This window comes from Pseudarthrobacter polychromogenes, assembly GCF_014644495.1.
GTDB classification, from domain to species: domain Bacteria; phylum Actinomycetota; class Actinomycetes; order Actinomycetales; family Micrococcaceae; genus Arthrobacter; species Arthrobacter polychromogenes.
Map to the genome: position 1 here is coordinate 25,324 of NZ_BMKU01000004.1, position 26,694 is coordinate 52,017.

A 26,694-nucleotide genomic window follows, 5' to 3' on the forward strand; every position below is an offset into this window, starting at 1 on the left:
CAGCCGGCGGTGAAATCAGCGGCCGGCAGGAAGGATCAGATGATGGCAGTCTTCAGTTCCTTGGCCGCCAGGGCGGGGTCCTTGGCGCTGTAGATGGAACCGCCCACAACGGCCACGTCCGCGCCGGCGCGCTGCACGGCCCCGATGGTGGAGATGTTCACGCCGCCGGCCACGGAGAAGGGCACGCGTGCTTTTTCTCCGGCGCCCAGCAGGACGTCCAGGTTGTAGCCGGGCAGCGCCTGCTCGTCCAGGCCGGCATGGAACTCGATGAACTGGGCACCCAGCGCCCGGGCTTCCTTGGCGCGGGACACCTTGTCCGCAACGCCGATCAGGTCCACCACCACGCCCTTGTTGTGCGCGTTGGCGGCTTTGACGGCACCGGCGATGGTGGAGTCGTCCGCGCTGCCCAGGACGGACACGAGGTCCGCGCCCGCGTTGAAGGCGATTTCGGCCTCGAGTTCGCCGGCGTCCATGGTCTTCATGTCCGCGAAGACAATCTTGTCCGGGTGGGCGGTCTTGATGGCGGTTACGGCGGAGAGCCCCGCGTTCTTGATCAGCGGGGTGCCGAGTTCGATGATGTCCACGGACTCGGCAACCTTGCCGGCCAGGTCCAGTGCGGCCTCGAGGGTGAGGACATCCATGGCTACTTGCAGTTTCATGTGGGGGTCGCTTTCTGTTGTTTCCTGCGTTTTATGGTGGGGAAGGGAGCGGGCAACTTACTCGAGGTTTGCGTGCCGCAGCCAGAGGTCCTCGGCGGCGGATGTGTCCTCGTCCCACAGGCTTTGGAACACCGCCTCGGTGGTTGCGAACAGCACCTGTTCGAAGAGGCTGCCCGAGTACTGCCGCGTGAGCGCCGAGCCGTGATCCGTCTTCCGGGCGGCAGGGATGATCACGACGGCGGCAGCAGCGGCCGCCAGCGGGGAACCTTTCGCGGTGGTGTAGGCAGCCACGCGGGCACCGTGGGCGGCTGCGGTTTCCGCGGCTTTGACGACGCCGGCGGTGCTGCCGGAGCCGGAGGCTGCGAGGAGCAGGTCGCCGGCGCGGATGGCCGGCGCCGTTGTCTCGCCGACCACATGGACCGTCAGTCCCAGGTGCATGAGCCGCATGGCCGCCATCTTCAGGACCAGGCCGCTGCGGCCGGCGCCGGCCACGAATATCCGGTCCGCCAGCCGAAGTTCGGTCACCAGTGCGGCCACCTCCAACGGGTCAACCTGCTCCAATGCTGAGCCGATCTCGCCCAGGACCAGGCCCCGGTTGTGGTGGAAAGCCCGTGCTGTTCCCGTCAGGGCGGCAGGGCCTACTTCTGTGGTGGCGTTCATGCGTGTACCTCCTTGGACGCTGGTGCCCTTTCATCCTCGCCCGCCCAGGGGGTGGGTGAAACGGCATGATGGGACGGTCCAACCCACCCGAAAGGGTAGGTGCATCCTGGCGGCTCACCTACACTGGACACGTGGATCACCAAGACGCATCCCTGCTCCGGTCAATTGCTGCCCTGGCAACGGCACCCCTGTTGGACATAGCGCACCGGCTGCGCGAGGCTGCCGCCCCGTACATCACGTCCGGCGCGCTGGTGATTTTCACGGAGGACTGCACCGGCCGGCCGCAGAAGAAAGCCGGTGACGAGGCCGTCATCAGCCGGGTGTCCATAGCGGAGCTGGATGCCATCCGGGCAACGCTCGTGGAAGCGGGCGACGCCGGCACCTGGAGCGGGGACGCCACGTTCGGCGGCGGCGTTCGCCCGGTCCTCGCGGTGTCCTCCCCGAGCAACGCGCTCCTGGTCCTCTCGGACCCCCAGCCCGCCGGGCCGGAGGCGCAGTGGATCCTGCACTACCTCTGGACCCTCGCAGCTGAACGGATCCGCGAAAAGGTGGCTGATGCGCCGCCGTCGTACCTCATCGAATCACGCGCCGCCTCGGCGGAACGCCTGCGGGTGACCGCTGAACTGGTGGACCAGCACTCCACCACCCTCGAAACGCTGCTCGCGGCGCTGAGGTCGCCTTCGCTGGAGGACGCCGCGGCCCGGACTGCGGCAACGGATGTCGCGGCCAGGGCATTAGTGGGCCTCCGCACCCTCAGCGACCGCACCACCGGCCTCGTGGAGGAACCGGTCGCCTCCGCTTTCCAGCGCCTTCGCGAGGACCTCCGGCCGCTGATGGGCTTCAGCGGCATCGACGTCCAGTTCATCGAACCGCCAGTGAACGGCCGCGCGCTTCCCGGCGAGGTGGCACATGCCGCCAGGGCGATTGTCCGCGGCCTGGTCCTCGCCATGGTGGACCAGCAGGGCGTCCGCCGGATCCGCACGCAATGGGATTGCGACGGCGTGAACCTCCTCATCAACGTGCGCGACGACGGCCCGGGCGAGCTTTCCGCGTCGGCGCCTGCCATGGCGCGCCTGGTCCAGCGAGTTGAAGCGCTGGACGGGAGCATGGGCGTGGACGTGATGCCCGGCTGGGGCGCCGACGTGGCCGTGGCAATTCCGCTGGACCCGCCCGCCCGGCCGCTGGCCGACGTCGCCCAGTGGAACCTGGGGGAGCGCGAGGTGGAGGTCCTCCAGTTGTTGGCCGCCGGCCAGCGGAACCGGGGGATTGCCGCGAAACTCCACATCAGCGAGAACACCGTGAAGTTCCACCTGCGCAACCTCTACCGGAAGATCGGCGCATCCTCGCGTACTGAGGCGATGGCGCTCGCCCACAGCAACGGCCTGCGCTGATTTCATCAGCCGGTGATTTCGGGCGCCGTTGATTTCATGCGGCGCTTGCTAGTTGAGAGTATTAGTCATGGCTTCGAACAATGAGCGCGAACCCGACGTCGATGGTGAAGCGGGCCACGGCGGCGTCCAGTCCGTGGACCGTGCCCTCGCGGTCCTTGAGATCCTGGCACGGGACGGCCACGCCGGCGTGAGCGACATTGCCGAGGAAATGGGCATCCATAAATCCACTGTTTCGCGGCTGCTCGGGTCATTGGTGAGCCGGGAAATGGTCCACCAGAACAGTGAGCGCGGAAAGTACCAGCTGGGCTTCGGCATCCTCCGGCTGGCAAGCTCCATCCCCGGACGCCTGAGCCTGGTGCGGGAGGCCCGGCCGGTCATGGAGGCCCTGGCCGACCAGTTCAAGGAGACGGTGAACCTCGCGGTGCTGCGCTCCAACTACGCGGTGAACGTGGACCAGGCGATGGGGCCGTCAACCCTGGCCACGTACGACTGGGTGGGCAGCCTGACCCCGCTGCACGCCACCTCGAGCGGCAAAGTCCTGCTGGCGGCACTCACCGCGGATGACCGGGACCGGATCCTGAAGGAGACGGGGCTTCCTGCACGCACGCCCCGCACCATCACCAGCCGCAAAGAGCTCGAAACCGAGCTGATCAAAGTGGCCCGGGACGGCTACGCCGTCACCCGGGAGGAATTCGAAATCGGGATCAACGCCATGTCCGTGCCGGTGTACAGCCACCTGGGAACGGTCATCGGCGCCATCAGCATCTCCGGCCCGGCCTTCCGCTTCGATCCGGAGAAGGAACCGGGGCTGGCAGGGGACCTCAAGGAGGCAGGCCTCCAGGTGAGCGCCAAGATGGGTTACACCCAGCGCTGATGCGCTGGCGTCCGCGTGCCGTCGGCGCTCACAGATCCTCTTCGAGGCGGGCGGTAAGGATCCGGTTGGCGTTGACCTGCAGGATGCGGAGCGACTCCTGGATCAGGGGTGAGGCGATGCTGCCCCTGCGCACCGCGGCGACGATGCGGCGCGTGGGTTTCGCCCTGCCGGTGATACGTAGCCGAACCACGTTCTCAGCACCATGCAAAGGTGCCAGCCGGGGCAGCAGGCCGACGCCCAGCCCCGCACCCACGAATGCGATGTGGGTCTCCCATTCAACGGCTTCATGGGCAATCCGCGGTGTCACCCCGACTGCCGTGAACGCCGCGGTGAAGAGGGAATGGTAGGCGGAACCGGCGGCCTCCGTGATCCAGGGTTCCGACGCCAGCTCTTCAAGCGTCGCCGTTTGCCGTGACGCCAGCGGATGGTCGCCGGGAATGATCACGTCCAGTGGATCGTCGAGCAGGACTCGCTGCTCGAAGCGCGGGTCGTCCTCGCCATAAGTGTCGGACTGCATGGCGACTATGACCGCAAGGTCGATTCGTTCGGCAATCAACAAGTCGAAGCAGCGGGCGGGTTCAGCCTCAAGGACCTGCACCTCCAGCAGGGGGTGCGTTGAGCGCAACGTGGCGGCCAGCGGCGCGAGCAGGTGGGCTGCTGCAGAGGAGAACCCGCCGAGGCCAAAATGGGCCTGCACCTGGTCGCCGGCCTCCATGGCCGCGGCGCGCAGGCTCTCCCACTGGGCAATGAGGGGATCCGAGCCCGCCACGAGAAAGCGTCCCGTGGCGGTGAGCCGCACGCCCCGGCCGTCTTTCGCCAGCAGCTGCATTCCAAGCACGCGCTGGAGCTCCCGCAATTGCGCGGAGACGGCGGAGGGGGAATAGCCCGTGAGCTCCGCGGTCGCCCCGATGGTGCCGCACCGGGCGAAGACGCGGAGCGTGATGAGGCGCGCATCGATCATGCACCTATTGTGCAGGGTAATCTTCAGAATTTTGCGCTTTTATTGTAGCGCTTGTGACCCTAATCTCATCACAACAAGTCCTTCGATCATTGCCGCTGCCAACCGCGCACCCGTGGTCACCACGCAACACCCACTATCCATGCCTCCCGGGAGGAAACCCATGACTGCTTCAGTGAACGTGCCCCTCAATTCACGCGGAAAACTCGCTGCATCATTGCCTGCCGAGCAGCTGGCGGAGATCACCGCGTTGTTTGAATTCCGGCGGGCCGGCTACTCCCTCGATGCCCCCTTCTACACCGATCGCTCCATTTTCAACATCGACATGGAGGCCATTTTCGGCCAGCACTGGATCTTTGCCGCCAGCACCGCGGAACTGCCGGAGCCGGGCGACTACGTCACCGTCGACTACGGGCCGTACTCCCTGATTGTGCTGCGCAACGACGACGGCGGCGTGAACGTCCTGCACAACGTATGCCGCCACCGCGGCGCCCGCGTCCTGACCGAAGCTGCCGGGTCGACCGGAAACCTGGTCTGCGGCTACCACTCCTGGACCTACTCCCCGGAGGGCAATTTGATCCACGCCTCCGCGCCGGGGGAGACGAAGTTCGACAAGAGCTGCTTTGGCCTCAAGCGCGCCCACGGCCGCGAGGTCGCCGGACTCATCTTCGTCTGCATTGCGGAGGAACCGCCAGCGGACTTCGATGAAACCGCGAAGATCTTTGAGCCCTACCTGGCGCCCCACGATCTCTCGAAGACAAAAATCGCTTACCAGCAAAACATCATCGAAGAGGGCAACTGGAAGCTCGTCATGGAGAACAACCGTGAGTGCTACCACTGCGACGGCCACCCTGAGCTCGCCTGCTCCCTCTTCCCCACCTGGGGCCTGACGGAGGGCCTGGTCCCGCCCCACCTGGAGGAAGTGTGGGACCGGAACAAGGAGGCCCAGTCCTCCCTCGAGGAGCGTTGCCGCCGCTACGGCCTTCCCTACGAGGTGGTCGAGCAGCTTGACACGCGCATCGCGGGAATCCGCATCTCACGGGAATCACTCGATGGAGAGGGCGAATCGTTCTCCGCCGACGGGCGCAGGCTTTCCAAGAAGCTGCTCGGCGACTTGCCCGACTTCCGCCTTGGCCGCTGCTCCATGCACCTGCAGCCCAACAGCTGGTTCCATTTCCTCGGCGACCACGTCATCACGTTCGGTGTGTTCCCCATCAACGAACACCAGAGCCTCGTACGCACCACGTGGCTGGTGGCTGACGACGCCGTGGAAGGCGTGGACTACGACCTGGAGAAGCTCACCTACACCTGGAAGCAGACCAACCTGCAGGACAAGGCGTTCGTGGAGCTCTGCCAGCAGGGTGCCGGCAGCCCCGCTTACGAGCCCGGTCCCTACATGAAGAGCGAATACCAGGTCGAGGCATTCATCAACTGGTACGTGCAGCGCGTGCAGGAGCACTTGGCATGATTGAAGTCCTCACTGAAACGGCGATCCAGGAACCGCAGCGTATCCGGGGTCTGGAGATGCCGTGGAACAGGGTGATGGGAAGCACCGAGACACCCGCCCGGGCCGCCCGTGCACTGGGCCCATGGCATCCGCAGGAGTTTATGGCCGAATGCGTCGAGACCGTTCCCGAGGCCGGCGGCATGATGACCTTTGTGTTCCGCCGCTGCGACGGTGCGCCCCTGGCGTTCCGTGCCGGCCAGTACGTGAACGTCGCATTCCCCGTGAATGGCGAGGATCAGGAACCGGTGGACCGCAGCTACTCGCTTTCAAGTTCGCCCACCGAGCCGTGGACCTTCAACATCACCGTCAAGTGTGACCCCACGGGGCTGGTCTCGCCGTGGGTGCACGATAACGTCAAGCCCGGCACCGTTCTTGAGATGCTGGGACCGGTGGGAGCATTCCACCTGCCCGATGCCGACCGGCGGGCACGCTATCTCTTGCTTGCCGCCGGCGCAGGCATCACTCCCATCATGTCCATGGTGCGGACCATCCATTCCCTCCCCGGACACGCCGACGTTGTGGTGCTCTACCACGGCTCGGATGCTGGGGGCTTTGCCTTCCACCGGGAACTGGCCTACATCGCCTCCGTGGACTCACGCATCAAGATCCACTACTCCCTGGGCGACCGCAGTGTGCCGGAGGGATGGGAAGGGCTCAGCGGAAGACTGACGGCAGCCATGCTCGAGGAGGTGGCCCCGGATGCCAACGGCCGCCAGGTGTACGCATGTGGTCCTGAAGGTTACCTGAACACCGCCGCCGAGCTCCTCAAGAAGGTCGGCGTCGACGACACGTCCATCTACATGGAGTTCTTCTCCGGAGACCGCCAGACGCTCCTTGAATACCAGGCGGAGGTGGCGCTTGCAGCCGACGTCGCGGAGGAGATCGCCGAGGAGATCGCCGAATCCGCCGAGGACTACTTCGAAAGCCAACCGGCCGCGTTCGGCCTTTACGAGCCTGGTTACGACGCCGACGGAACCCTGCAGGCCTCCGGGATGCCGCTGGAAGTCGTCGACCCGGAGGCGCCCGGCTTCGACTCCTCCGCCGACAGCCCCGGCGGGGAGCCGGACGCCGGTTCCCCTGACGCCTCAAGCTTCGACACGGTGGGAACAGGCAGCCTCACCATGTCCTTCACGCGCACCGGCATCAATGTGCGGATCGACCCCACCGAGCGCATCCTCGAGGTGGCCCAGCGTGCCGGTGTCAGGATTGGCGCGAACTGCAAGGAAGGCATGTGCGGCTCCTGTAAGGTCGTCAAGCTTTCAGGGGATGTCGAGATGAACCACCAGGGCGGAATCCGGGCTCGGGAAATCTCTGCAGGCAAGTTCCTGCCCTGCTGCTCCACCGCGCAGACGGACCTGGTGATCGATGCCTGATCCTGTTCCGGGACCACTGTCAAGGTGACACCGAAAACGCTGAAACAGGGCTTAAGAAACCGAAAAAACCTTGACACGCGGTTATGGCCAACGCCACGCTGTTGCTTATTACGAGACGCGTTGATCCTTGCGGAACAACTGAACCGCCAAAAACAAAATCTGCTCACTGAATGCCAAGAAGCTAGACCTTCCGACCGGCCTGGGGACGCCGGAGTACAACGCCCAATGAATTCAAACCAAAGGACCTGCCATGGCTTTGAACAGCGACATCCGCCCGGATGCCCAAACCCCTCTTGAGCTCAAGGATCCCCAACCCATTCCTGCACCGGAGAACTCTCCGTCCGCCCATGATTCACACGTCGCGGAGGACACCCAGCAGATCATGCAGGAACTCCGCCAGACCAAGGCCGAGCAGGCTGTCGCGGAGCGGCGGAACCGTAAGCTCACCCTCGACAAGGCCACCTTCGGCATCACCGGCATCTTGGCCCTGGCGTTCGTGGCCTGGGGCTTCCTGGGCCGGGACAGCCTGGCCGCAACCTCAACCGTCGCGCTGGACTGGGTGATGGAGTATACCGGCTGGCTCTTTATGGTGCTGGCCTCGCTGTTCGTCGTATTCGTCCTCTGGCTGGCCCTCGGAAAATGGGGCAACATCCCGCTGGGCAAGGACGGGGAACGGCCCGAATTCCGGACGGTCTCATGGATCGCCATGATGTTCGCCGCCGGCATGGGCATCGGCCTGATGTTCTACGGCGTGGCCGAGCCGCTGTACCACTACATCGCCCCACCGCCCGGCACCGTGGACGGCCGGACGCCCGCTGCCATCCAGGCGGCCATGGCCACGTCCATCTTCCACTGGACCCTGCATCCCTGGGCGATGTACGCCGTCGTCGGAATCGCCATGGCCTACGGCACCTACCGCCTGGGGCGCAAGCAACTGATCTCCGCGGCCTTTACGTCCCTGTTCGGCATCAGGACGGTGGAGGGGCCGGTAGGAAAGTTCATCAACATCCTGGCAATCTTCGCCACGCTGTTCGGCACGGCGGCCTCCCTGGGACTCGGCGCCCTGCAGATCGGCAGCGGACTGAGCTCAAACGGCTGGATGGGCGAGGTGGGTACGCCCGTGCTCGTGGCCATTGTGGCCGTCCTGACCGCCTGCTTTGTGGCCTCGGCAGTGTCCGGCATCAGCCGCGGCATCCAGTGGCTGTCCAACATCAACATGGTCCTGGCCGTGGTCCTGGCGCTCATCGTCTTCATCGCCGGGCCAACGCTGTTCATCCTCAACCTCATCCCTGCCGCAGTGGGGGACTACGCCCGGGACCTCGCCGAAATGTCCTCCCGCACCGAGGCAGTCGGTGACGAGGCCCTTCGCACCTGGATGTCCGGCTGGACCATCTTCTACTGGGCATGGTGGGTGTCCTGGACGCCTTTCGTAGGCATGTTCATCGCCCGGATCAGCCGCGGCCGCACCATCCGGCAGTTCGTCACCGGCGTCCTGCTGGTCCCCAGCGTTGTCAGTGTCATCTGGTTCGGCATCTTCGGCGGTGCCGCGTTCAAGGTGCAGGAGAAAGCGGACCAGGCGGGCCAGCCGGGACTGGTGGCCATGACTGACGGAGCTCCGTCCATCGACTTCGACGGAGCACTGTTCGACCTCGTCAACAACCTGGCCATGCCGGGCTGGCTGACCGGAGCAGTCATTGTCCTGGCCATGGTCCTGGTGGGAATCTTCTTTGTCACCGGCGCCGACTCGGCGTCCCTGGTGATGTCCTCCCTGAGCTCCAACGGTTCAGCCGAACCAAAACGCGGACTGGTCATCTTCTGGGGCCTGCTCACCGGTGCCGTGGCGGCAGTGATGCTGCTCGCCGGAGGCGACAAGCCCTCGGAGGCGCTGTCCGGGCTGCAACGCATCACCATCGTCGCGGCCCTGCCGTTCGTGCTGGTCATGCTGCTGCTCTGCTTCGCCCTGGTCAAGGACCTGCGCCGGGATCCGCTGTCCCTGCGGCGGCGGCTGGCTGACTCAGTGGTGGAACGCGCCATCCGGACCGGCGTGGACCAGCACGGCGGCGTCCAGTTCGATCTCGTGACCCAGCATCAATGTGACCAGCGCTGTTCGGAGGACGGCCCCTGCGCCGCTTCCCCCGCTGACACCCAAGCCCCCGCAAAGAACCAGGAGTAGACCATGACCACAGTCCTCGAGGGCCGCCCCACCGCCAACGCGACGGCGGAAGCCGGCGCCGTCCCCAGTGTCCGCAGTACCGGCACCGCACAGTACGTCCTCACGCTTGCGTGCCCGGAGCGCCCCGGAATCGTCCGGGCGATCACCGCATTCCTCGCTGACCGCGGCTTCGACATCGTTGAACACCAGCAGTTCGATGACCATATGAGCGGCAAGCTCTACCTGCGCACGGCCTTCACCCCGGGAGACAAGGAAGTTTCCGCGGAAGGCCTCAGCGCAGAGTTCGCTGCCACTGCCGATGAGTTCGGCATGGAGTTCGCCATCCACGACGGCAGCCCCCAGCGCGTGCTGGTAATGGTCTCGAAGTTCGGCCACTGCCTCAACGACCTCATCTTCCGGTGGCGCGCCGGAAGCCTGGGTGCGGAGATCGCCGTCGTGGTGTCCAACCACGAGGACCTCCGCCCCATGGCGGAAGCCGCCGGCCTGCCGTTCATCCACGTCCCGGTCACGGCGGACACCAAGCCGCAGGCCGAGGCGCGCCTGCTGGAACTGGTCGAGGAGTACCAGGCAGACCTGGTGGTCCTGGCCCGCTACATGCAGGTACTCTCGGACGGCCTCAGCAAGACCCTTCGCGGCCGCGCCATCAACATCCACCATTCCTTCCTGCCCGGTTTCAAGGGGGCCAAGCCTTACCACCAGGCCTACGACCGCGGCGTGAAGCTCATCGGAGCCACCGCACACTACGTCACCGCAGACCTGGACGAGGGCCCGATCATCGAGCAGGAAGTGTTCCGGGTGGACCACAGCCTGGACCCGAATGCACTGGTCACTGTAGGCAGGGACGCCGAATCGCAGGCACTGTCCCGCGCAGTCAGGTGGCACTGCCAGCACAGGGTCCTGCTCAACAACACCCGCACCGTCGTCTTCCGCTAACGCGAACGCCCGCCACGCAAAACAGGAGAACTACTTATGAGCGCATCACCACGCGTTGTCATCATCGGCGCCGGCATCGTCGGAACCAACCTTGCCGACGAACTCGCCACCCGGGGCTGGACCAACATCACGGTGGTGGAACAGGGCCCGCTGGAACTCGCCGGCGGCTCCACCTCGCACGCGCCGGGCCTGGTGTTCCAGAACAACCCGTCACGGACCATGACCGAATTCGCCACGTACACGGTGAACAAGCTGCTCGCCCTGAGCAAGGACGGCGAGTCCTGCTTTAACCAGGTGGGCGGCCTGGAGCTGGCAACCACCCCCGAGCGCCTGGCTGACCTCAAGCGCAAAATGGGCGTCATGACCTCCTGGGGAGTCGAAAGCCGGATCGTCGACGCCGACGAATGCGAAAAGATCTACCCCCTCCTGAACACCGGAAAGCTCACTGGCGGCCGTGAAGTCCTGGGTGGCCTGCTCATCCCCACGGACGGCCTGGCCCTGGCCGCCCGTGCGGTGCAACTGCTGATGGAGCGCTCCAGCGAGCGTGGCGTGACGTACCAGGGCGACACCACGGTCACCGGCATCGCCCAGGAGGGCGGCCGGGTGACCGGCGTCGAAACCGGCAACGGACTGATCCCGGCGGACATCGTGGTGTCATGTGCAGGTTTCTGGGGCCGTGAACTCGGCAAGATGGTGGGCCTGGAGGTGCCGCTGCTGCCACTGGCCCACCAGTACGCCATCAGCAACCCGCTGCCCGAACTCGAGGGCGTCAACGAGCTCCCCAAGGGCGCCAGCAAGCCCATCCTGCGCTACCAGGACAAGGACCTGTACTACCGTGAGTGGGGCGACCGCATCGGCATCGGCAGCTACGCGCACCGTCCCATGCCGGTGGACATGTCCGCCCTGCCGAAGGTCTCCGCAGAGGAGATGTCGGACCACCGCATGCCCTCCCGCCTCGATTTCACCCTGGAAGACTTCCTGCCCGCGTGGGAGGACAGCCAGGATCTCCTGCCGGCGCTGCGCAACTCCGGGATCCAGGACGGCTTCAACGGCATCTTCTCCTTCACCCCGGATGGCGGCCCGCTCATGGGCGAGGCTCCCGACCTCCAAGGCCTGTTTGTGGCCGAAGCCGTCTGGGTGACACACTCCGCCGGTGTTGCCAAGGCAATGGCGGAGCTGCTGGTTGACGGCCACCCGCAGACGGACCTGCACGGCTGCGAGCTCACCCGCTTTGAAAAGGTGCAGACCTCCGACGCGTACGTCAGCGAAACTTCCCAGCAGAACTTCGTGGAGATCTACGACATCCTGCACCCGCTGCAGCCCAAGGAATCTCCGCGGGACCTGCGCGTCAGCCCGTTCAACGTCCGGCAGAAGGAACTGGGGGCCTTCTTCCTGGAGTCCGCCGGCTGGGAGCGTCCGCACTGGTTCGAGGCCAACCGCGGCCTGCTGGAGGAGCTTCCCGCAGAGTGGCAGGCGCCGGAACGCGACGAGTGGTCCGCCATGTTCTCTTCCCCCATCTCTGCGGCCGAGGCGTGGAAGACGCGTACCGCCGTCGGACTTTTCGACATGACGCCCCTGAAGCGGCTCTCCGTGGTGGGTCCCGGCGCGCAGGCGCTGCTGCACCGGCTCAGCACGGGCAACATCGCCAAGAAGCCGGGTGCCGTGACGTACTGCCTGCTCCTCGAGCACGACGGCGGCATCCGCAGTGACGTGACGGTGGCGCGGCTGGCGGAGGAAGACTTCCAGCTGGGCGTCAACAGCAACGTGGACTTCGACTACCTGCGGGTGGAGGCCCGGAAGCAGTCGTCTGCCGATCCCGCCCAGTGGGTGCATGTTTCCGACGTCACCGGCAGCACCTGCTGCATCGGGCTGTGGGGTCCGCTGGCCCGCGAAGTCATCGGCAAGGTCAGCTCCGACGACCTGACCAACGACGGACTCAAATACTTCCGCACCAAGGAAATATCCGTTGGCGGCATCCCCGTCACGGCCATGCGGCTCTCCTACGTGGGCGAGCTCGGCTGGGAGCTGTACACCACCGCCGAATACGGCCTGAAGCTGTGGGACCTGCTGTTTGAGGCGGGCCGGGAACACGGCATCATCGCCGCCGGCCGCGGCGCGTTCAACAGCATGCGGCTCGAGAAGGGCTACCGGCTGTGGGGCACGGACATGACCTCGGAACACCACCCGTACCAGGCCGGCCTGGGCTTCTCAATTGCCAAGGACAAGACCGGGTTCGTGGGGTGTGAGGCCCTTGCGGCGCGCAAGGAGCAGCCTTCCGCGCGGGAGCTGCGGTGCCTGACGGTCGACGACGGCACGTCCCTCGTGCTGGGCAAGGAACCGGTGTACGTGGACGGTTCCGCAGTTGGGTACGTCACGAGTGCCGCCTACGGTTACTCCGTGCGGAAGCCGATCGCGTACGCGTGGCTGCCCGCCTCGGTGTCCGTCGGTGATTCGGTGGAGGTTGAGTACTTCGGCAAGCGCATCGCCGCCACGGTCTCTGCCGAGCCGCTGTTCGATCCGGGCATGGAGCGCCTCCGGGGCTAGACCCGGAACCTGTCCGGACCTGTCGTCGGGAAACGGGGGTCGCCGAAGAGGCGGCTCCCGTTTTTCGTGTGCTGGCTCGGTTCCCGCCTCATTGTCAGACCCCCTTGCCATGATTGGTTTATGGGCAGCGAAGCGGTGGTGAAGGCGTTTGCGGATATCAGGGCCGCCCTTGCTGTGCTCAATGCGGAGGTGGACGGGTGTGGCGCGGAGCCGTTCTCGGCTGCCGATCCGTTGGCCGGGCTGGCGGACGGGAGCCTGGACATCCTTGCCGGCACCAGGGAGGCGGAAGCCTGGCTCGCAGGCCTGAAGGCCCGCGCTGCCATGAAATACGCCGACACCGCCCATACCCTGGCCCCTCCCGGGACGCCGGCCCGCGCGCAGGAAATGGCCGTCGCCGCGGAGATCGGGTGCGTGCTGGCCATGGGGCCGCGGGCCGCCAGCGCGTTCCTGGCCGTATCCCACGCCCTGACCACCACCTTGCCCCTGACACTTTCCGCCCTGCAGGCCGGCACGCTCTCGTGGCAGCACGCCCGGGGCATGGCGGACGAGGCAGCCACCCTCGATGCCGCCGGCGCCGCCGCCCTCGAAGCCCACTTCCTCGACCCCGACACCCCCAGGCCCGCCACCGCGGCCACGATCGGGGAGATGCCCGCGCACCGGTTCAAGCACAAAGCACGCACCTGGCGGGAACGCCACCATCCCGAATCGATCGAGAAGCGCCACGCCAAGGGTCTGGCGGACCGGCGCGTCGACTACCGGCCGGACCAGGACGGCATGGCCTGGCTGTCGGCCTGCCTCCCCGCTCATCAGGCAATGGCGGGATGGAACCGCCTCAACGCCCTCGCCCGGGCCGCGCAAGGACCCGACGAGCTCCGCACCCTCACCCAGATCCGGGCCGACGAATTCGCCTCAGCGATCCTCACCAGCGGCACCAGTACAAACTCCAATGCAGGCAACAGCGCCGTGGCAGGCGCAGGAACGGATCCCACCCCGTCGTCGACGATCCGGGCGCAGGTGCTCGTCACCGTGCCCGTATTGGCCTTCATGGGAGTGACCGACGAGCCCGCCATGCTGGACGGGTTCGGGCCCATCCCGCCGTCCATGGCCCGGAAACTTGTCGCGAACGGAGCTGACTCCTTCCACCGTGTGCTCGTTGATCCCAGGGACGGGGCGCCGCTGGAAATCGGCCGGACCAGCTACCGGGTCACCAAAGCCATGCGGAACTGGCTGCGGATGCGGGACGGCACATGCCCCTTCCCCGGCTGCAGCAACAGCTCCCTGGATAACGAGGCAGACCACCTCCTCGCCTGGCACAATGGCGGGACCACCGGGATCAGCAACCTCGGACAACCCTGCCCAAAGCATCACAAACTTCGGCACTCCACCGGGTGGACACCAACACCGGCCACCAAGAACGAACCACCCGGCTGGACCTCACCCACCGGCCGGCACTACAAAAGCGAACACCAGGACTGGGAACCACCCCACTGGCCCAGCCGGCTCAAGCTTGGTACGGCGGATTTCCTGCACACCGCGCAGTCACCGGGAGAGGACGCCCTGGAGCGTTTCCTCCGCGTCCGCGCCTGACGACGCATCCGCGCTCCCGTTCGGATGAAACAGCGACGGCGACAACCGGCACCTGCCGCATGTCGCCGTCGTCGTCCTGCCTAGGGAAGCACCGGAAGAAACTATCCTGCCGCTGCTGTCTCCAGCTCTCCCTCAGCTTCAACGTCAGTGGTTTCTGCGAGGTGCGGCACGAACCGGACGAACATGGCCTTGAAACCTGGTGTGTTGGATTCCCGGGCCACGTTTTCCTTGTGGACGAGGGCGTTTGCTTCGGGGAAGTACGCGGCGGCGCAGCCCTTGGCGGTGGGGTAGGCGATCAGGCGGAACTTGTCGGCCTGCCGGTCGTGGCCACGGAAGGTGCTGACCACGTCCACCAGGTCGCGGTCTTTGAAGCCAAGCTCCACCAGGTCTTCGGGGTGGACCAGGATCACGCGGCGGCCGCCGGAGATGCCCCGGTAGCGGTCGTCCTGGCCGTAGAAGGTGGTGTTGTACTGGTCGTGGCTGCGGATGGTCTGGAGCACCAGGTGTCCGCTTGGCGGGGTGAGGTATTCCAGCGGGCTCACGGTGAACCGGCCCCGGCCGATGTCGGTTTTGAAGGACCGGGTATCGCGCGGCGGGTTGGGCAGGACGAACCCGTTCTTGGTCCGGATCCTGGCGTTAAAGTCCTCGAAGCCGGGCAGCACGCGGGCGATGTGGTCGCGGATCACGTCGTAGTCCTCGGCCATGGCCTTCCAGTCCACGGGGTGGTCCGGGCCGAACGTCGCCTCGGCCATCCGTGCCACGATGACGGGTTCGGCGAGCAGGTGCTCGGAGACCGGCGTGAGCCTGCCCTGGGTGGAGTGGACCACGGACATTGAGTCCTCCACGGAGAGGAACTGTGCGCCGTTGGGGTGCTTGTCGTCCTTGTCCGTCCGGCCCAGGGTGGGCAGGATCAGCGAGGTGCGCCCGTGCACCACGTGGGAGCGGTTGGGCTTGGTGGAGATGTGCACGGTCAGGCCGATCCGCTGCATGCCGGCTTCCAGGGTTTCTGTGTCGGAGCAGGCCAGGGAGAAGTTGCCGCCCATGGACACGAACACGTCCACCTCGTTGCGTTCGAACGCCTCCATCGCTTCCACGGCGTCATACCCGTGGTGGCGCGGAGAGGTGATCCCGAACTCGGTGTCCAGCGCTTCCAGCAGCCATTCCTTGGGTTTTTCCCAGATGCCCATGGTCCGGTCGCCCTGGACGTTGGAGTGCCCACGGACCGGGCAGGCGCCGGCGCCGGGCTTGCCGAAGTTGCCCTGCAGCAGCAGGACATTGACCATCTCCTTGATGGTGTCCACTGAGTGCGGCTGCTGGGTGACGCCCAGGGCCCAGCAGAAGATGGTGGCTTTGGACTTGATGAGCATCCCGGCCACGGTCTCGATCTGATCCCGGGACAGCCCGGTGGCCTTCTCGGTTTCGGCCCAGTCCAGGCTGCCGCGGGCCTCGCGGTACGCGGCGAACCCGTCTGTCTGCGCCTCGATGAAGGAATGGTCGACGACGGTGCCCGGGTTCCGCTCTTCCTCCGCCAGGAGCAGGTGGCCAAGGGCCTGGAACAGTGCCAGGTCGCCGCCCACCTTGATCTGCAGGTACTCGTCGGCAAGCGGGGTGCCGCCGCCCACCACACCGGAGACGGTCTGCGGGTCCCTGAAATTGAACAGCCCGGCCTCGGGCAGCGGGTTGACCGCCACCACCTTGCCGCCCTTGTCCTTGCATTCCTTCAGCGCGGACAGCATCCGCGGATGGTTGGTCCCGGGATTCTGCCCCACCACGAAGATCAGCTCGGAATCATGGATATCGTCCAGGGACACGGTGCCCTTGCCGATCCCGATGGTCGGGTTCAGCGCAGAGCCCGAGGATTCGTGGCACATGTTGGAGCAGTCCGGCAGGTTGTTGGTGCCCAGCGCCCGCGCGAACAGCTGGTACATGAACGCCGTCTCGTTCGCGGTGCGCCCGGAAGTGTAGAAGACGCAGCGGTCGGCCGTTGTCGCCTTGACATGTTCGCCGATCAGGTCGAAGGCATCACCCCAGGAGATCGGCGAATAGTGGGTTTCGCCTGCCCGGATCACCACGGGTTCACTCAGCCGGCCCTGGTTGCCCAGCCAGTACTCGGTCTTCGTCGAGAGCTCGGCGATCGAGTGCTTCGCCCAGAACTCGGCGCCCACGGTCCGGAGGGTGTTCTCCTCCGCCACCGCCTTGGCACCGTTCTCGCAGAACTCCGCGGTCTTGCGCTTCTTGTCCGACTCCGGCCACGCGCAGCCCGGGCAGTCGAAACCGCCCCGCTGGTTCAGCCGCAGCAGCGAGTGCGCGGTGCGGGCCACCCCGGCCTGCGCCACCGCGCGTTCCAGCGCCACCATCACGGCCTTTACACCGGCCGCCTCGGCCTTGGGCTTATGGACTTCGAGGTTGTCCTCGTCGATGTCCGCTACGGGGGCGGGCTGCTTACCGAACTTCATTGTTCCAACTTCCTTACCGGCATGCGTGGTGTTTGTACTGTGTGTTGGCCTTGGCGCCATGAAGGCGCGGTTGCCTCTGGCGCCGCGAAGGCGCGCCGGGCATTCCCGGCGCGCCCCGCGCGATTCTCTTGGACCCGCCGCCGGCTACTGCGAAACCTTCGCCAGCGTTTCCGTTTCCGCCGCGATGGTGGTGTTGTCCCCGTGGCCGGTGCGGACCACAGTCTCGGGCGGGAGGGTGAGCAGGCGTTCCCGGATGGAGGCCAGGATGGTGGGGTAGTCGCTGTAGGACCGGCCGGTGGCACCCGGGCCGCCGTTGAACAGCGTGTCCCCGGTGAAGACCGTTCCCTCGCTTTCCAGGTAGAAGCAGGTGGAGCCCGGGGAATGGCCGGGGGTGTGGATGGCCTTCAGTGTTGCACCGCCCACCTCGAACACGTCGCCGTCGGCCAGTTCCCGGTCCGGGCTCGCGTCCGGGTAGACCTGCTGCCAGAGGACCAGGTCCTCGGGGTTCAGGTAGATGGGGGCGTCCACGGCGTCGGCAACCTCACGCGCAGCGCCAATATGGTCGTTGTGCGCGTGGGTCTGGAGGATGGCAAGGACCTTCCGGCCCCGGACCTGGCTGATGATCGCGGCGGCGTCGTGCGGGGAGTCGATAATCACGCACTCCTCGTCATTGCCTACGATCCAGACGTTGTTGTCCACGTCCCAGGTGCCGCCGTCGAGCGAAAATGTGCCCGAAGTGACCAGGTTCTCGATGGCGACCATTAGAGTTCCACCACCGAACGCAGGACCTTGCCCTCGTGCATCTTGTCGAGGGCCTCCTCCACCTGGTCGATGGTGATCCGTTCGGTCACGAACGCGTCCAGGTCCAGGTTGCCCTGTTTGTAGTGCGCCACCAGCATGGGGAAGTCGCGGGAGGGCAGGCAGTCGCCGTACCAGGAGGACTTGAGCGAGCCGCCACGGCCGAAGACGTCCAGCAGCGGCAGCTCAAGCTGCATCTCCGGGGTGGGGACGCCCACTAGCACTACGCGGCCGGCGAGGTCGCGGGCGTAGAACGCCTGCTTGTAGGTTTCAGGACGGCCGACGGCGTCAATCACCACGTCCGCTCCGTTGCCTCCGGTGAGGGCGCGGATGGCCTCGATGGGGTCCTCTTTGCTGGAGTCGATGCCGTGCGTGGCGCCAAGGGATTTGGCCATGTCCACCTTGTTGGCATCGATATCCACGGCGATGATCGTGGTGGCGCCGGCGAGCTTGGCGCCGGCGATCGCGGCGATGCCCACGCCGCCGCAGCCGATCACCGCGACGGACTCGCCGCGCTTAACGTCGCCGGTGTTGATGGCGGCGCCGATGCCGGCCATGATGCCGCAGCCCAGCAGGCCGACGGCGGCAGCATCAGCCTCGGGGTCCACCTTGGTGCACTGCCCTGCAGCGACGAGGGTTTTCTCGGCAAAAGCCCCGATGCCCAGGGCGGGGGAGAGTTCCGTGCCGTCTTCCAGGGTCATCTTCTGGGTGGCGTTGGCGGTGTTGAAACAGTACTGCGGCTGTCCCTTGGCGCACGCGCGGCATTCACCGCACACGGCACGCCAGTTCAGGATCACGCGGTCGCCGGGGGCGACGGAGGTAACACCGTCGCCGACAGCGCTGACAACACCGGTGGCTTCATGGCCCAGCAGGAAGGGGAAGTCATCGTTGATGGCGCCCTGCTTGTAGTGCAGGTCCGTGTGGCAGACACCGCACGTCAAAATGTCAACGAGGGCCTCGCCCGGGCCCGGATCCGGCACCAGGATAGTTTCCACTGACACCGGAGCGTTCTTTTCCCTGGCGACGACTGCCTTGACTTTATGAACCATGATTCTGTGTTCCTTTCGTTGGCCGGACAAAGATCCCGGCCCGACTATCAAGTCTAGAAGCTGCGGCGCCTCCGGGCGGCTACCCAAAAGGGTGGGTGGCGAGCACCGAAAGGGTGGCCGTTCCGCTCAAGGCCATCCGCCCAGCCCCTCTCTAATTGCGTAATGCACAACACGGTGCGTATAGCGCTTACTCGAAATATGTCAGCCGCCATAGGGGGTGTCAATAGACCGGCCCCGGGCTACGTGCCTCAACGCCAAGCGATTGGGGTCGGTGTGCAGTCCGTCCGCAACTCTATTGCATCTCGAGCAACTCCTGGTCCTATGTCTCCATGCCTGTCCGTGACGCCCAAGTGCTGGTGGCGACCCCCGGTTCTGCTGATCCTTTCATCTCGACTAATTAACTCCCCACCTCGAAACCATTGACTGTGGCGGCCATCACGCCCTAGTCTGTTGCAACAGCGTTGCGCTGAATGCAACCACAACACTTTGGTGGATACATGAGTAACGAAACTTCCTCCCCGGGCAGCATCGTGAGCGATCCGCGTCCCGCACCTGCCGACAGTGCCGTCAGCAAGGAAACGCGGCGCCGGGTCATCGCTGCCAGCTTCATCGGCAACTTCGTTGAATGGTTCGACTACGCCGTCTACGGCTACCTGGCCGTCACCATCGCAACGGTCTTCTTCCCGGAATCCGATCCGCAGACCGGGCTGCTGCTGACCTTCGCCCTCTTTGCCATCTCGTTCCTGGTCCGCCCGCTCGGCGGATTCATCTGGGGCCACATCGGCGACAGGGTGGGCCGGCGGACAGCCCTCTCCCTGTCAATCCTCATCATGTCCGGAGCCACGTTCTGCATAGCCCTGATTCCGGGCTACGACACGATCGGCATCTGGGCGCCCGTCCTGCTCCTGATCATCAGGGTGGTCCAGGGCTTCTCCGCCTCCGGTGAATACGCGGGAGCCTCGGCCTTCCTGGTGGAGTATGCCCCCGCCAACCGGCGTGGCCTGTACGCCGCCGTCGTCCCCGCGAGCACCGCCGCCGGCCTGCTCCTGGGTTCACTCATGGCCGGACTGCTGACCACCCTGCTCTCCACCGAGGCGATGCAGAGCTGGGGCTGGCGGCTGCCTTTCCTGCTGGCAGCACCCATGGGCCTGATCGGCCGGTACATCCGGACCAAGCTCGAGGACACCCCCGTGTTCCGCGAGCTGGCCGCCGAGGACAACGCCGTCAAGGCCCCTGTCTCCAGCCTCTTCCGCAACCACTGGCGGCAGCTGCTGCAGGCCGTCGGCGCCGTGCTGCTCAACGCCGTCGGCTTCTACGTAATCCTCAGCTACATGCCCACCTACCTGTCCTCGGAACTGGGCCTGGGCGAAACCGAATCATTCCTTGCCACCACCATCGCGCTGGTCACCTACATCGGCTTTATCTTCCTCACCGGCATGCTCTCGGACCGGTACGGGCGCAAGAAGGTGCTGATCAGCGCATCGGTTGCCTTTATTGTCCTGACCGTTCCCGCCTTCGCACTGCTCGGCACCGGCAACTTCCTGGTCATCGTCCTGGTCCAGATCCTGCTGGGCGCGATGCTCACCCTCAACGACGGCACCCTCCCCAGCTTCCTGGCGGAAATGTTCCCCACCCGGGTCCGCTACAGCGGCTTTGCGGTCAGCTTCAACCTTTCCAACGCCCTGTTCGGCGGCACCGCCCCGTTCATGGCGACACTCCTCATCGCCGCAACCGCCAGCGACCTGGCTCCGGCCTGGTACCTGGTGGCTGCCGCCGTCGTCTCCCTCATTGCCGTGTCGCTCTCCAGGGAAACCTGCAAAGAGCCCCTGCGGCACGAATAGCTTCCCTCCCAAAACCAAACCAGCTGCACCTCAACAAATGCACGAGAGAAAGGCATCGTCACGATGACCATCACCACCGAAAACGCCACCACTGTCGCCGAACTCGAGCGCACCAAGATCCTCAAGAACGGCGAGAAGGTAAGCCTCACGTTCTCCGACACCGAGTTCGAGCGCCGCCTGGCCGGCCTGCGCCGCATCATGGCGGAGAAGGACCTGGACGCCGTGGTCCTCACCAGCTACCACTCCATCAAGTACTACTCCGATTTCCTCTTCACCACCTTCGGCCGCTCTTACGGCATGGTGGTCACCAAGGAAGACACCGTCACCGTCACCGCCAATATCGACGCCGGAATGCCTTGGCGCCGCAGCTACGGCGACAACATCGTCTACACGGACTGGCGCCGCGACAACTACATCTTCGCCATCCAGGAAGTCCTGCGGACCCGCGGCATCAACCCGCGCCGCCTCGGCGTCGAGGACGACTCGCTGCCGCTGGACAACCGCAACAAGATCCAGGCAGCCTTCCCGTCCGCCACCCTGGTGGACGTGGCCCAGGCAGCCATGCGCCAGCGCATGATCAAGTCCGCCGAGGAAATCGAGGTCATCAAGCATGGCGCCCGCATCGGCGACCTGGGCGGCGAAGCCATCCGCAACGCCATCACCGCCGGGATCACCGAGTACGAGGTCGCGCTGATCGGCACCGAGGCCATGGTCCACGAAATCGCCAGGACCTTCCCCGACTCCGAAATCCGCGACACCTGGGTGTGGTTCCAGTCCGGCATCAACACCGACGGCGCCCACAACTGGGCCACCACCCGCAAGATCCAGGAACACGACATCCTGTCCCTGAACTGCTTCCCCATGACCTCCGGCTACTACACAGCCCTTGAGCGCACCCTGTTCTACGGCGAACCGGATGCCCGTTCACTGGAGCTGTGGAACATCAACGTGGAAGTCCACAAGCGCGGCCTGGAACTCATCAAGCCCGGCGCCGTCTGCAAGGACATCGCCGCCGAGCTCAACGAGATCTACGTGGGCTACGGGCTCCTGGCCAACCGCACCTTCGGCTACGGGCACTCCTTCGGCGTCCTGAGCCACTACTACGGCCGTGAAGCCGGACTCGAGCTCCGCGAGGACATCGACACGGTGCTGGAACCGGGCATGGTGGTCTCCATGGAACCGATGATCACCGTCCTCGAGGGCCAGCCGGGTGCCGGCGGCTACCGTGAGCACGACATCCTGGTGGTGGGCGAGGACGGCGCGGAGAACATCACCAAGTTCCCGTTCGGACCCGAGTACAACATCATCAGCGCATAACGCCCCAACGGGCTACCCCAGGCCCAACGAACACCCGGAAGCGGCGTCATCCCCATGGCGCCGCTTCCGGCCCTCCCTTAGGGAATGATGGGTAACACCATGAGTGCAACAGAACCCGAGACCACAGGCAACGGCGACAGCAAGGGCGCTTCCGTCATCGTCAACGCGATTGCGGTCCTCCGGACTTTCTCGGCGGACGAGCCCCTGCTTGGCGTCACCGAGATCGCCAACCGCGTGGGGCTGCACAAGAGCACGGTCTCACGGATCCTGGCCACCTTCGAGCAGGAGCACCTGGTGGAGCGGGACGCCGAAACGCGGCGGTTCCGGCTCGGGCTGGGGCTGATTGCCGTGGCCGGGCCGCTCCTCGCCGAGCTTGAGGAGCGCCGCGTTGCCTATCCCGTACTCCGCGAACTCTCGGAGCAGACCGGCGAAACAAGCGCACTGATGGTGTGGAGCGGCGATGAATCCATCTGCGTGGAGCAGATTGCCAGCCACCACCAGATTAAGCACACCACCCCGCTGGGGGCACGGTACAACGACGCCCTCAGCGCCTCGGTGCAGGTCTTCCTGGCTCGCGAACCTGAACCCCGGGTCCGGTCCCTGCTCAGCAGCGGGGCCATCAGCTACCCGGGCCTGGACGACTCCAGCCTGGACGCCTACCTGGTCCGGCTCAAAGACGACATCCGGCGCGGCTGGGCCGTCAACTACGGCGAAACCTCCATCGATGAAGTGGGACTGGCAGCACCCGTCTTCGACCACCGGGGCGAGGTGGTGGCCGCCGTCCTGATCCCCGCACCCCGGTTCCGGGTATCCCAGGACAGGCTGCAGGCCTTGGGGGAGGCCTGCGCCGCCGCCGCAGCGAAGGTGAGCGCCCGGCTGGGCGGAGGGTCCCGGCGGGCCGGCCCGGGAGCGGCAAAAGACACAAAGTGAATCCGGGCCTGCCTGTACCGAGTTTCCAGCGCATCCGGAGAGCAAGGCTGATCCGTCAGGCACGTTCTACCGGGAGCCACAATTCGCAGCTTGCTGTGCTGAAGTCGGCGCTGCGATCCAGGACTGCCACCATCGAGGGGCCAGGGCGCAGCCGCCACGGGTTCGACGGGAACCAGTCGGTGGCTGTGGATGCCCACGTGGACTGCAGAACCGCGGGGTACGCCCCTTCTGCGCGGAACACCGCCCAGGTGCCTGCGGGGACTTCGATCACGTCGAGCTCCCCAGGCGCCGGCGTCGTGGGGGTGACGGCGACGCCATGGAGGTAGGTTAGCTCGCTGCCTTCCGCGTAGTCCGGGTCGACGTCGGCGCTCACCTGGAGCAGGCCCTCGGGCTCGGTGTTGCCCAGTGCTTTGAGCCGGGCGTGCTCTGCCCCCGGCAGTGAGGCGATGTGCGCTTGGATGTGCGGGTTCGGGCCGTGGTGGATAAGTGGCACACGGGCCGAACGGCCGATGAGCCGGAATGCCGGCCGATCTGCGATGCGAGTGTCCATCGGGGTGTTCCCTTCTACGGTCAGGCGGAACCTGAGCTGGGGTTGCGTGCGAAGGGGCCCGCCGTCCCGGCGCGCGTCGCTGGGTCCGGCGCCGTGCACTGACCGGAATGCCCGGCTGAAAGCCTCGGTAGAGCCGTAGCCATACCGCACCGCGATTGCCAGCAGCTCGCCGCCTTCGAGAACGTCCGTTGCCGCCACCGTCATGCGGCGCCGGCGGACGTACTCGGAGAGCGGCATGCCGGCCAGTGATGAGAACATGCGGCGGAGGTGGTACTCCGTCATGCCGAGACTGACCGCCAGGTCGTCAACGTCGATCTCCTCAGTGAGGTGACCGTCGATGTAATCGACGAGTTGGTTGAGCGCTGAGATCACGGTTCCCCCTTCACCTACAAGCCTGCGCGCATGTGTCACCCCGCACCCTACTATCGCGGTTCGATTCGATCGCGCTCACCGCGGGAGCGCCTTAAACCGGTCCCAGCAGGGTTTTCCGGCGCATCCCGCAACGTAGACTGGCAGGATGCGGTTGGTAGCAAGCGATATAGACGGAACGATCCTCGGCCACGATGGCAAAATCAGCGACCGCACCGTCCGGGCCTTCCACGCCTGCCGGGATGCCGGCGTCCAACTCGTTTTCGTCACCGGACGCCCGCCGCGCTGGCTGCACCCCCTGCAGGACCAGCTGGGCCACACCGGAACCGTCATCTGCTCCAACGGAGCCGTGGTCTGGGACCTTGAGGCCGAAAAGCTGGTCTCCGCCCGGACGCTGACCCTCGACGCTGTCCTGGAAGTACGCCGCGTCATCAAACGGCTGCGTCCCGCCGCGATGTTCGCCGCCGAAACGCTCGGGGGGTTCCACCTTGAACCCGGCTTCATCGAAAACGGCTCCAGTGAGCTGCTTTCCGAATTCACGCCGGCGCCGCTGGCCGAAACGCTGGTAACGGACGACGCCGTGGTGAAGTTCCTGGCCATCGTCCGCGAAGGCACTGCCGACGACTTCCTCGCCGAGGTGGCCCCCGCCGTCGAACATCTCGCCTCCGTCACGCATTCCTCGCCGGGGGTGTCGATGCTCGAGCTCGCCCTGCCCGGGGTCAACAAAGCCGTCACCCTGGCCGAATACGCCGCCGCCCTGGGCATCGGCGCCGAGGACGTGGTGGCATTCGGGGATATGCCCAACGACATCGAGATGCTCCGCTGGGCCGGGCACGGCTACGCCATGGCCAGCGGGCACCCGGAAGCGATCCGCGCGGCCGGGCAGCAGGCACCACATTTTGACGACGACGGCGTGGCCCAGGTTTTGGAGTCCCGGCTGGCCTCGCTGGGCGTACAGATTTCCTGATTCCCGGCGCCGGATGTCCTCCCCGGCCCGCTGTGGACGCAGCGCCGTTTTCACAGCTGGCGCTCACCTTGCGTTCATCTTCGCTCCCTAACGTTGGCGATGGAGGGCCCAACCCCTCCATTCCGGCTCCGGGTAACAGGCTCAAGGGGTAGCAATGGCAAGAAAAGTGAAGCTTGGAACCGCCGACGCGCCTCCGCGCCAGGCAACGCCCGCACCGCACTGGAAAAAGCTCACGCCGGGCGACCGTGTCCGCGTGCTCCTCGCCCCGGGATTCGAAGCCGGAGGCCTGGTTGACGCAGTCACTGCCGACCACTCCGCGGTGTGGATCGATTTCGACGGCGGACGCGGCCGGACGCTGCTGCACTGCAGCGACGGCGTGGACATCGTGCTCCAGGAAGACGCCGTTGCGTACAAGGGCTGACGCTGCCTGACCGGGGCCGGCGCTCCGGGAGTACGCTCGCAGTGTGACACTCCCGTTCTTCGACCATGCCGCCGCGGACGGGTCCCCGATGCCCATCGCGATGGCGCATCGCGGCTTTTCCCGGGACGGCCTGGAAAACTCCATGGCCGCGTTTCGCGCCGCCGTCGACCTCGGCTACCGCTACCTTGAGACCGACGTCCACACCACAGCCGACGGCGTGGTGCTCCTCTTCCACGATGAAACGCTGGACCGGGTGACCGACGGCAGCGGCCGGGTGTCCGAGCTCCCCGCCCATGCGGTGGCCAAGGCGCGGATCGGCGGGCGTGAGCCTATCCCGCGGTGGGACGAGCTGCTTGCGGAGTTGCCCGGGGTCCGGCTCAACGTGGACGTCAAGGACTGGAACTCGGTCCGCAGTATCGCAGCGGGAATCGAAGAGCACCAGGTGCACCACAGGGTACTGCTGACCAGTTTCTCGGACCGCCGGCGGCGGGCGGTGCTGAAGTTGCTGAGCCAGCCCGTGGCGGCGTCGGCCGGTGTTGTGTCGGTGGGTTTGTTCACTGTGCTGGGCCGCCTGCTCCCCGGTCCGGTCTTCAGGTGGAGCATGCGCTGGAACCTTCGCGGAGTCCACGCGCTGCAGGTTCCGGTGCGCTATGGCAGGGTGCGCGTGGTGACGCCGGGCTTTGTCCGGCGCGCGCACTCCCTGGGCCTCGTGGTGCATGTCTGGACCATCAACGACCCGGACGAGATGCGCCAGCTCCTGGAGTTGGGCGTGGGCGGGCTGGTCACGGACCGCGCGGACCTGCTCCGCGAGGTGCTGCGTGAGCGCGGGGAATGGCCGCACGGCTGACTGTGCCGGCGGCTGCTCCCCGGATCCCGGGCGGCTCCTAGCCGCGGCCCGTGCTGGTGGACGGGTCCTGGTCGCCTTCGGAAGGGTCGGCCCGCAACTCGTCCGGGTTGGACTCCGGAAGGCCGCCTGGCCCGGGGAAACCGCGTTGGGACGCAGGCGATCCATCCGCCGGTGCGGACGCGTCGCCAGCCAGCCCGCCGTCGTCGTCCGCCTCGTCCGATTCCAGGTCCCCGCCAAAGGGGGATTCCGAGGCAGGGCCCGGAGCTGCCTCGGTTGCGGGGCCCGGGGCTTTTTGCTTCTCCGCCTCCATGGCATTGGAGCCCTCACTGATGGAGGAGTGGACTTCCACGTCGTCGTTCGGGTCGGTGGGCTCAGGAACATGCGCTGCCTCTGTGGGTTTTGTTGTCCCCGCCAGATCCTCCATGGCGTTTTCTGCTGCCTTGCCGATGCTGTCGCCGATACCCATGTGACTGCTCCTTCCGACCTCGCG

22 protein-coding genes are annotated in these 26,694 nt (G+C 66.0%); 14 read left to right on the forward strand and 8 right to left on the reverse strand.

The window, feature by feature from the left end:
- Nucleotides 1-35: 35 nt before the first annotated feature.
- Both hxlA and hxlB read right to left on the reverse strand, forming a co-directional pair.
- The gene (gene hxlA, locus IEX43_RS07680; RefSeq protein WP_188809833.1) at nt 36-659 is read right to left on the reverse strand and encodes a 3-hexulose-6-phosphate synthase; all 624 of its coding nucleotides are present in this window, start codon (nt 657-659) and stop codon (nt 36-38) included.
- A 57-nt stretch (nt 660-716) separates the two neighbouring features.
- Nucleotides 717-1,319, reverse strand: a complete 603-nt coding sequence (gene hxlB, locus IEX43_RS07685; RefSeq protein ID WP_188809835.1) for a 6-phospho-3-hexuloisomerase — start codon at nt 1,317-1,319, stop codon at nt 717-719.
- A gap of 131 nt (nt 1,320-1,450) precedes the next feature.
- On the opposite strand from hxlB, the gene IEX43_RS07690 reads away from it, so the two are divergent.
- Both IEX43_RS07690 and IEX43_RS07695 read left to right on the forward strand, forming a co-directional pair.
- Entirely contained in the window at nt 1,451-2,710 is a 1,260-nt protein-coding gene (locus IEX43_RS07690; protein WP_229666359.1) for a helix-turn-helix transcriptional regulator, read from the forward strand.
- A 67-nt stretch (nt 2,711-2,777) separates the two neighbouring features.
- Nucleotides 2,778-3,584, forward strand: coding sequence for an IclR family transcriptional regulator (locus tag IEX43_RS07695; protein ID WP_188809839.1), 807 nt, complete (start codon nt 2,778-2,780; stop codon nt 3,582-3,584).
- 28 nt (nt 3,585-3,612) lie between these two features.
- Here IEX43_RS07695 and IEX43_RS07700 read toward each other — a convergent pair whose 3' ends face one another.
- Nucleotides 3,613-4,545 (reverse strand): LysR family transcriptional regulator, encoded by a 933-nt coding sequence (locus tag IEX43_RS07700; RefSeq protein WP_188809841.1) that lies wholly within the window; start codon nt 4,543-4,545, stop codon nt 3,613-3,615.
- Between the two features lie 160 nt (nt 4,546-4,705).
- Between IEX43_RS07700 and IEX43_RS07705 the strand changes: the two genes are divergently transcribed.
- The 6 genes from IEX43_RS07705 (at nt 4,706) to IEX43_RS07730 (ending at nt 14,659) form a co-directional block, all read left to right on the forward strand.
- Complete coding sequence (locus IEX43_RS07705) at nt 4,706-6,010, forward strand: aromatic ring-hydroxylating oxygenase subunit alpha (protein WP_188809843.1); 1,305 nt, start codon at nt 4,706-4,708, stop codon at nt 6,008-6,010.
- Complete coding sequence (locus IEX43_RS07710; protein ID WP_188809845.1) at nt 6,007-7,422, forward strand: ferredoxin reductase; 1,416 nt, start codon at nt 6,007-6,009, stop codon at nt 7,420-7,422. Before IEX43_RS07705 ends, IEX43_RS07710 begins: the two co-directional genes overlap by 4 nt.
- A gap of 250 nt (nt 7,423-7,672) precedes the next feature.
- Complete coding sequence (locus IEX43_RS07715; RefSeq protein WP_188809847.1) at nt 7,673-9,595, forward strand: BCCT family transporter; 1,923 nt, start codon at nt 7,673-7,675, stop codon at nt 9,593-9,595.
- A gap of 3 nt (nt 9,596-9,598) precedes the next feature.
- The gene (gene purU, locus IEX43_RS07720; protein WP_188809849.1) at nt 9,599-10,528 is read left to right on the forward strand and encodes a formyltetrahydrofolate deformylase; all 930 of its coding nucleotides are present in this window, start codon (nt 9,599-9,601) and stop codon (nt 10,526-10,528) included.
- Between the two features lie 36 nt (nt 10,529-10,564).
- The gene (locus IEX43_RS07725; protein WP_188809851.1) at nt 10,565-13,072 is read left to right on the forward strand and encodes a GcvT family protein; all 2,508 of its coding nucleotides are present in this window, start codon (nt 10,565-10,567) and stop codon (nt 13,070-13,072) included.
- 120 nt (nt 13,073-13,192) lie between these two features.
- The gene (locus tag IEX43_RS07730; RefSeq protein ID WP_188809853.1) at nt 13,193-14,659 is read left to right on the forward strand and encodes an HNH endonuclease signature motif containing protein; all 1,467 of its coding nucleotides are present in this window, start codon (nt 13,193-13,195) and stop codon (nt 14,657-14,659) included.
- Between the two features lie 101 nt (nt 14,660-14,760).
- Here the strand turns inward: IEX43_RS07730 and IEX43_RS07735 are convergent, their stop codons facing one another.
- The 3 genes from IEX43_RS07735 to IEX43_RS07745 all read right to left on the reverse strand — a co-directional run bounded on the left by IEX43_RS07735 (nt 14,761) and on the right by IEX43_RS07745 (nt 18,962).
- Nucleotides 14,761-17,115 carry an FdhF/YdeP family oxidoreductase gene (locus IEX43_RS07735; protein ID WP_188809855.1) on the reverse strand — a complete coding sequence of 785 codons (2,355 nt, stop codon included), beginning with the start codon at nt 17,113-17,115 and terminating at the stop codon, nt 14,761-14,763.
- 144 nt (nt 17,116-17,259) lie between these two features.
- Nucleotides 17,260-17,877, reverse strand: a complete 618-nt coding sequence (locus tag IEX43_RS07740) for an MBL fold metallo-hydrolase (protein WP_188809857.1) — start codon at nt 17,875-17,877, stop codon at nt 17,260-17,262.
- Nucleotides 17,877-18,962: an S-(hydroxymethyl)mycothiol dehydrogenase gene (locus IEX43_RS07745; protein WP_188809859.1), complete on the reverse strand. Its 1,086-nt coding sequence runs from the start codon at nt 18,960-18,962 to the stop codon at nt 17,877-17,879. Before IEX43_RS07745 ends, IEX43_RS07740 begins: the two co-directional genes overlap by 1 nt.
- Nucleotides 18,963-19,459: 497 nt before the next feature.
- On the opposite strand from IEX43_RS07745, the gene IEX43_RS07750 reads away from it, so the two are divergent.
- The 3 genes from IEX43_RS07750 (at nt 19,460) to IEX43_RS07760 (ending at nt 23,050) form a co-directional block, all read left to right on the forward strand.
- Complete coding sequence (locus IEX43_RS07750; protein ID WP_188809861.1) at nt 19,460-20,803, forward strand: MFS transporter; 1,344 nt, start codon at nt 19,460-19,462, stop codon at nt 20,801-20,803.
- Nucleotides 20,804-20,866: 63 nt separating this feature from the next.
- Nucleotides 20,867-22,120, forward strand: a complete 1,254-nt coding sequence (locus IEX43_RS07755; RefSeq protein ID WP_188809863.1) for an aminopeptidase P family protein — start codon at nt 20,867-20,869, stop codon at nt 22,118-22,120.
- Between the two features lie 99 nt (nt 22,121-22,219).
- Nucleotides 22,220-23,050 carry an IclR family transcriptional regulator gene (locus IEX43_RS07760; RefSeq protein WP_188809865.1) on the forward strand — a complete coding sequence of 277 codons (831 nt, stop codon included), beginning with the start codon at nt 22,220-22,222 and terminating at the stop codon, nt 23,048-23,050.
- Nucleotides 23,051-23,105: 55 nt separating this feature from the next.
- Here IEX43_RS07760 and IEX43_RS07765 read toward each other — a convergent pair whose 3' ends face one another.
- Nucleotides 23,106-23,972, reverse strand: a complete 867-nt coding sequence (locus tag IEX43_RS07765) for an AraC family transcriptional regulator (protein ID WP_188809867.1) — start codon at nt 23,970-23,972, stop codon at nt 23,106-23,108.
- A 145-nt stretch (nt 23,973-24,117) separates the two neighbouring features.
- Between IEX43_RS07765 and IEX43_RS07770 the strand changes: the two genes are divergently transcribed.
- From IEX43_RS07770 to IEX43_RS07780, 3 genes are all read left to right on the forward strand, one after another.
- A complete protein-coding gene (locus tag IEX43_RS07770) occupies nt 24,118-24,936 on the forward strand; it encodes an HAD family hydrolase (protein ID WP_188809869.1) in 819 nt (272 codons plus the stop codon).
- Nucleotides 24,937-25,090: 154 nt separating this feature from the next.
- The gene (locus tag IEX43_RS07775; protein WP_188809871.1) at nt 25,091-25,357 is read left to right on the forward strand and encodes a hypothetical protein; all 267 of its coding nucleotides are present in this window, start codon (nt 25,091-25,093) and stop codon (nt 25,355-25,357) included.
- Between the two features lie 88 nt (nt 25,358-25,445).
- Nucleotides 25,446-26,204 carry a glycerophosphodiester phosphodiesterase gene (locus tag IEX43_RS07780; RefSeq protein WP_188810389.1) on the forward strand — a complete coding sequence of 253 codons (759 nt, stop codon included), beginning with the start codon at nt 25,446-25,448 and terminating at the stop codon, nt 26,202-26,204.
- 37 nt (nt 26,205-26,241) lie between these two features.
- Here IEX43_RS07780 and IEX43_RS07785 read toward each other — a convergent pair whose 3' ends face one another.
- Nucleotides 26,242-26,670, reverse strand: a complete 429-nt coding sequence (locus IEX43_RS07785; RefSeq protein ID WP_188809873.1) for a hypothetical protein — start codon at nt 26,668-26,670, stop codon at nt 26,242-26,244.
- Nucleotides 26,671-26,694 lie beyond the last annotated feature (24 nt).

Excerpts from the sequence above, each read along its gene's own strand:
- IEX43_RS07725 (WP_188809851.1), top strand. The coding sequence starts at position 10,565 with ATGAGCGCATCACCACGCGTTGTCATCATCGGCGCCGGCATCGTCGGA.
- hxlB (WP_188809835.1), bottom strand. The coding sequence starts at position 1,319 with ATGAACGCCACCACAGAAGTAGGCCCTGCCGCCCTGACGGGAACAGCA.
- IEX43_RS07715 (WP_188809847.1), top strand. The coding sequence starts at position 7,673 with ATGGCTTTGAACAGCGACATCCGCCCGGATGCCCAAACCCCTCTTGAG.
- IEX43_RS07700 (WP_188809841.1), bottom strand. The coding sequence starts at position 4,545 with ATGATCGATGCGCGCCTCATCACGCTCCGCGTCTTCGCCCGGTGCGGC.
- IEX43_RS07770 (WP_188809869.1), top strand. The coding sequence starts at position 24,118 with ATGCGGTTGGTAGCAAGCGATATAGACGGAACGATCCTCGGCCACGAT.
- IEX43_RS07750 (WP_188809861.1), top strand. The coding sequence starts at position 19,460 with ATGAGTAACGAAACTTCCTCCCCGGGCAGCATCGTGAGCGATCCGCGT.
- IEX43_RS07695 (WP_188809839.1), top strand. The coding sequence starts at position 2,778 with ATGGCTTCGAACAATGAGCGCGAACCCGACGTCGATGGTGAAGCGGGC.
- IEX43_RS07740 (WP_188809857.1), bottom strand. The coding sequence starts at position 17,877 with ATGGTCGCCATCGAGAACCTGGTCACTTCGGGCACATTTTCGCTCGAC.
- IEX43_RS07735 (WP_188809855.1), bottom strand. The coding sequence starts at position 17,115 with ATGAAGTTCGGTAAGCAGCCCGCCCCCGTAGCGGACATCGACGAGGAC.
- IEX43_RS07780 (WP_188810389.1), top strand. The coding sequence starts at position 25,446 with ATGCCCATCGCGATGGCGCATCGCGGCTTTTCCCGGGACGGCCTGGAA.
- IEX43_RS07755 (WP_188809863.1), top strand. The coding sequence starts at position 20,867 with ATGACCATCACCACCGAAAACGCCACCACTGTCGCCGAACTCGAGCGC.
- hxlA (WP_188809833.1), bottom strand. The coding sequence starts at position 659 with ATGAAACTGCAAGTAGCCATGGATGTCCTCACCCTCGAGGCCGCACTG.
- IEX43_RS07710 (WP_188809845.1), top strand. The coding sequence starts at position 6,007 with ATGATTGAAGTCCTCACTGAAACGGCGATCCAGGAACCGCAGCGTATC.
- IEX43_RS07745 (WP_188809859.1), bottom strand. The coding sequence starts at position 18,962 with ATGGTTCATAAAGTCAAGGCAGTCGTCGCCAGGGAAAAGAACGCTCCG.
- IEX43_RS07730 (WP_188809853.1), top strand. The coding sequence starts at position 13,193 with ATGGGCAGCGAAGCGGTGGTGAAGGCGTTTGCGGATATCAGGGCCGCC.
- purU (WP_188809849.1), top strand. The coding sequence starts at position 9,599 with ATGACCACAGTCCTCGAGGGCCGCCCCACCGCCAACGCGACGGCGGAA.
- IEX43_RS07775 (WP_188809871.1), top strand. The coding sequence starts at position 25,091 with ATGGCAAGAAAAGTGAAGCTTGGAACCGCCGACGCGCCTCCGCGCCAG.
- IEX43_RS07760 (WP_188809865.1), top strand. The coding sequence starts at position 22,220 with ATGAGTGCAACAGAACCCGAGACCACAGGCAACGGCGACAGCAAGGGC.
- IEX43_RS07705 (WP_188809843.1), top strand. The coding sequence starts at position 4,706 with ATGACTGCTTCAGTGAACGTGCCCCTCAATTCACGCGGAAAACTCGCT.
- IEX43_RS07785 (WP_188809873.1), bottom strand. The coding sequence starts at position 26,670 with ATGGGTATCGGCGACAGCATCGGCAAGGCAGCAGAAAACGCCATGGAG.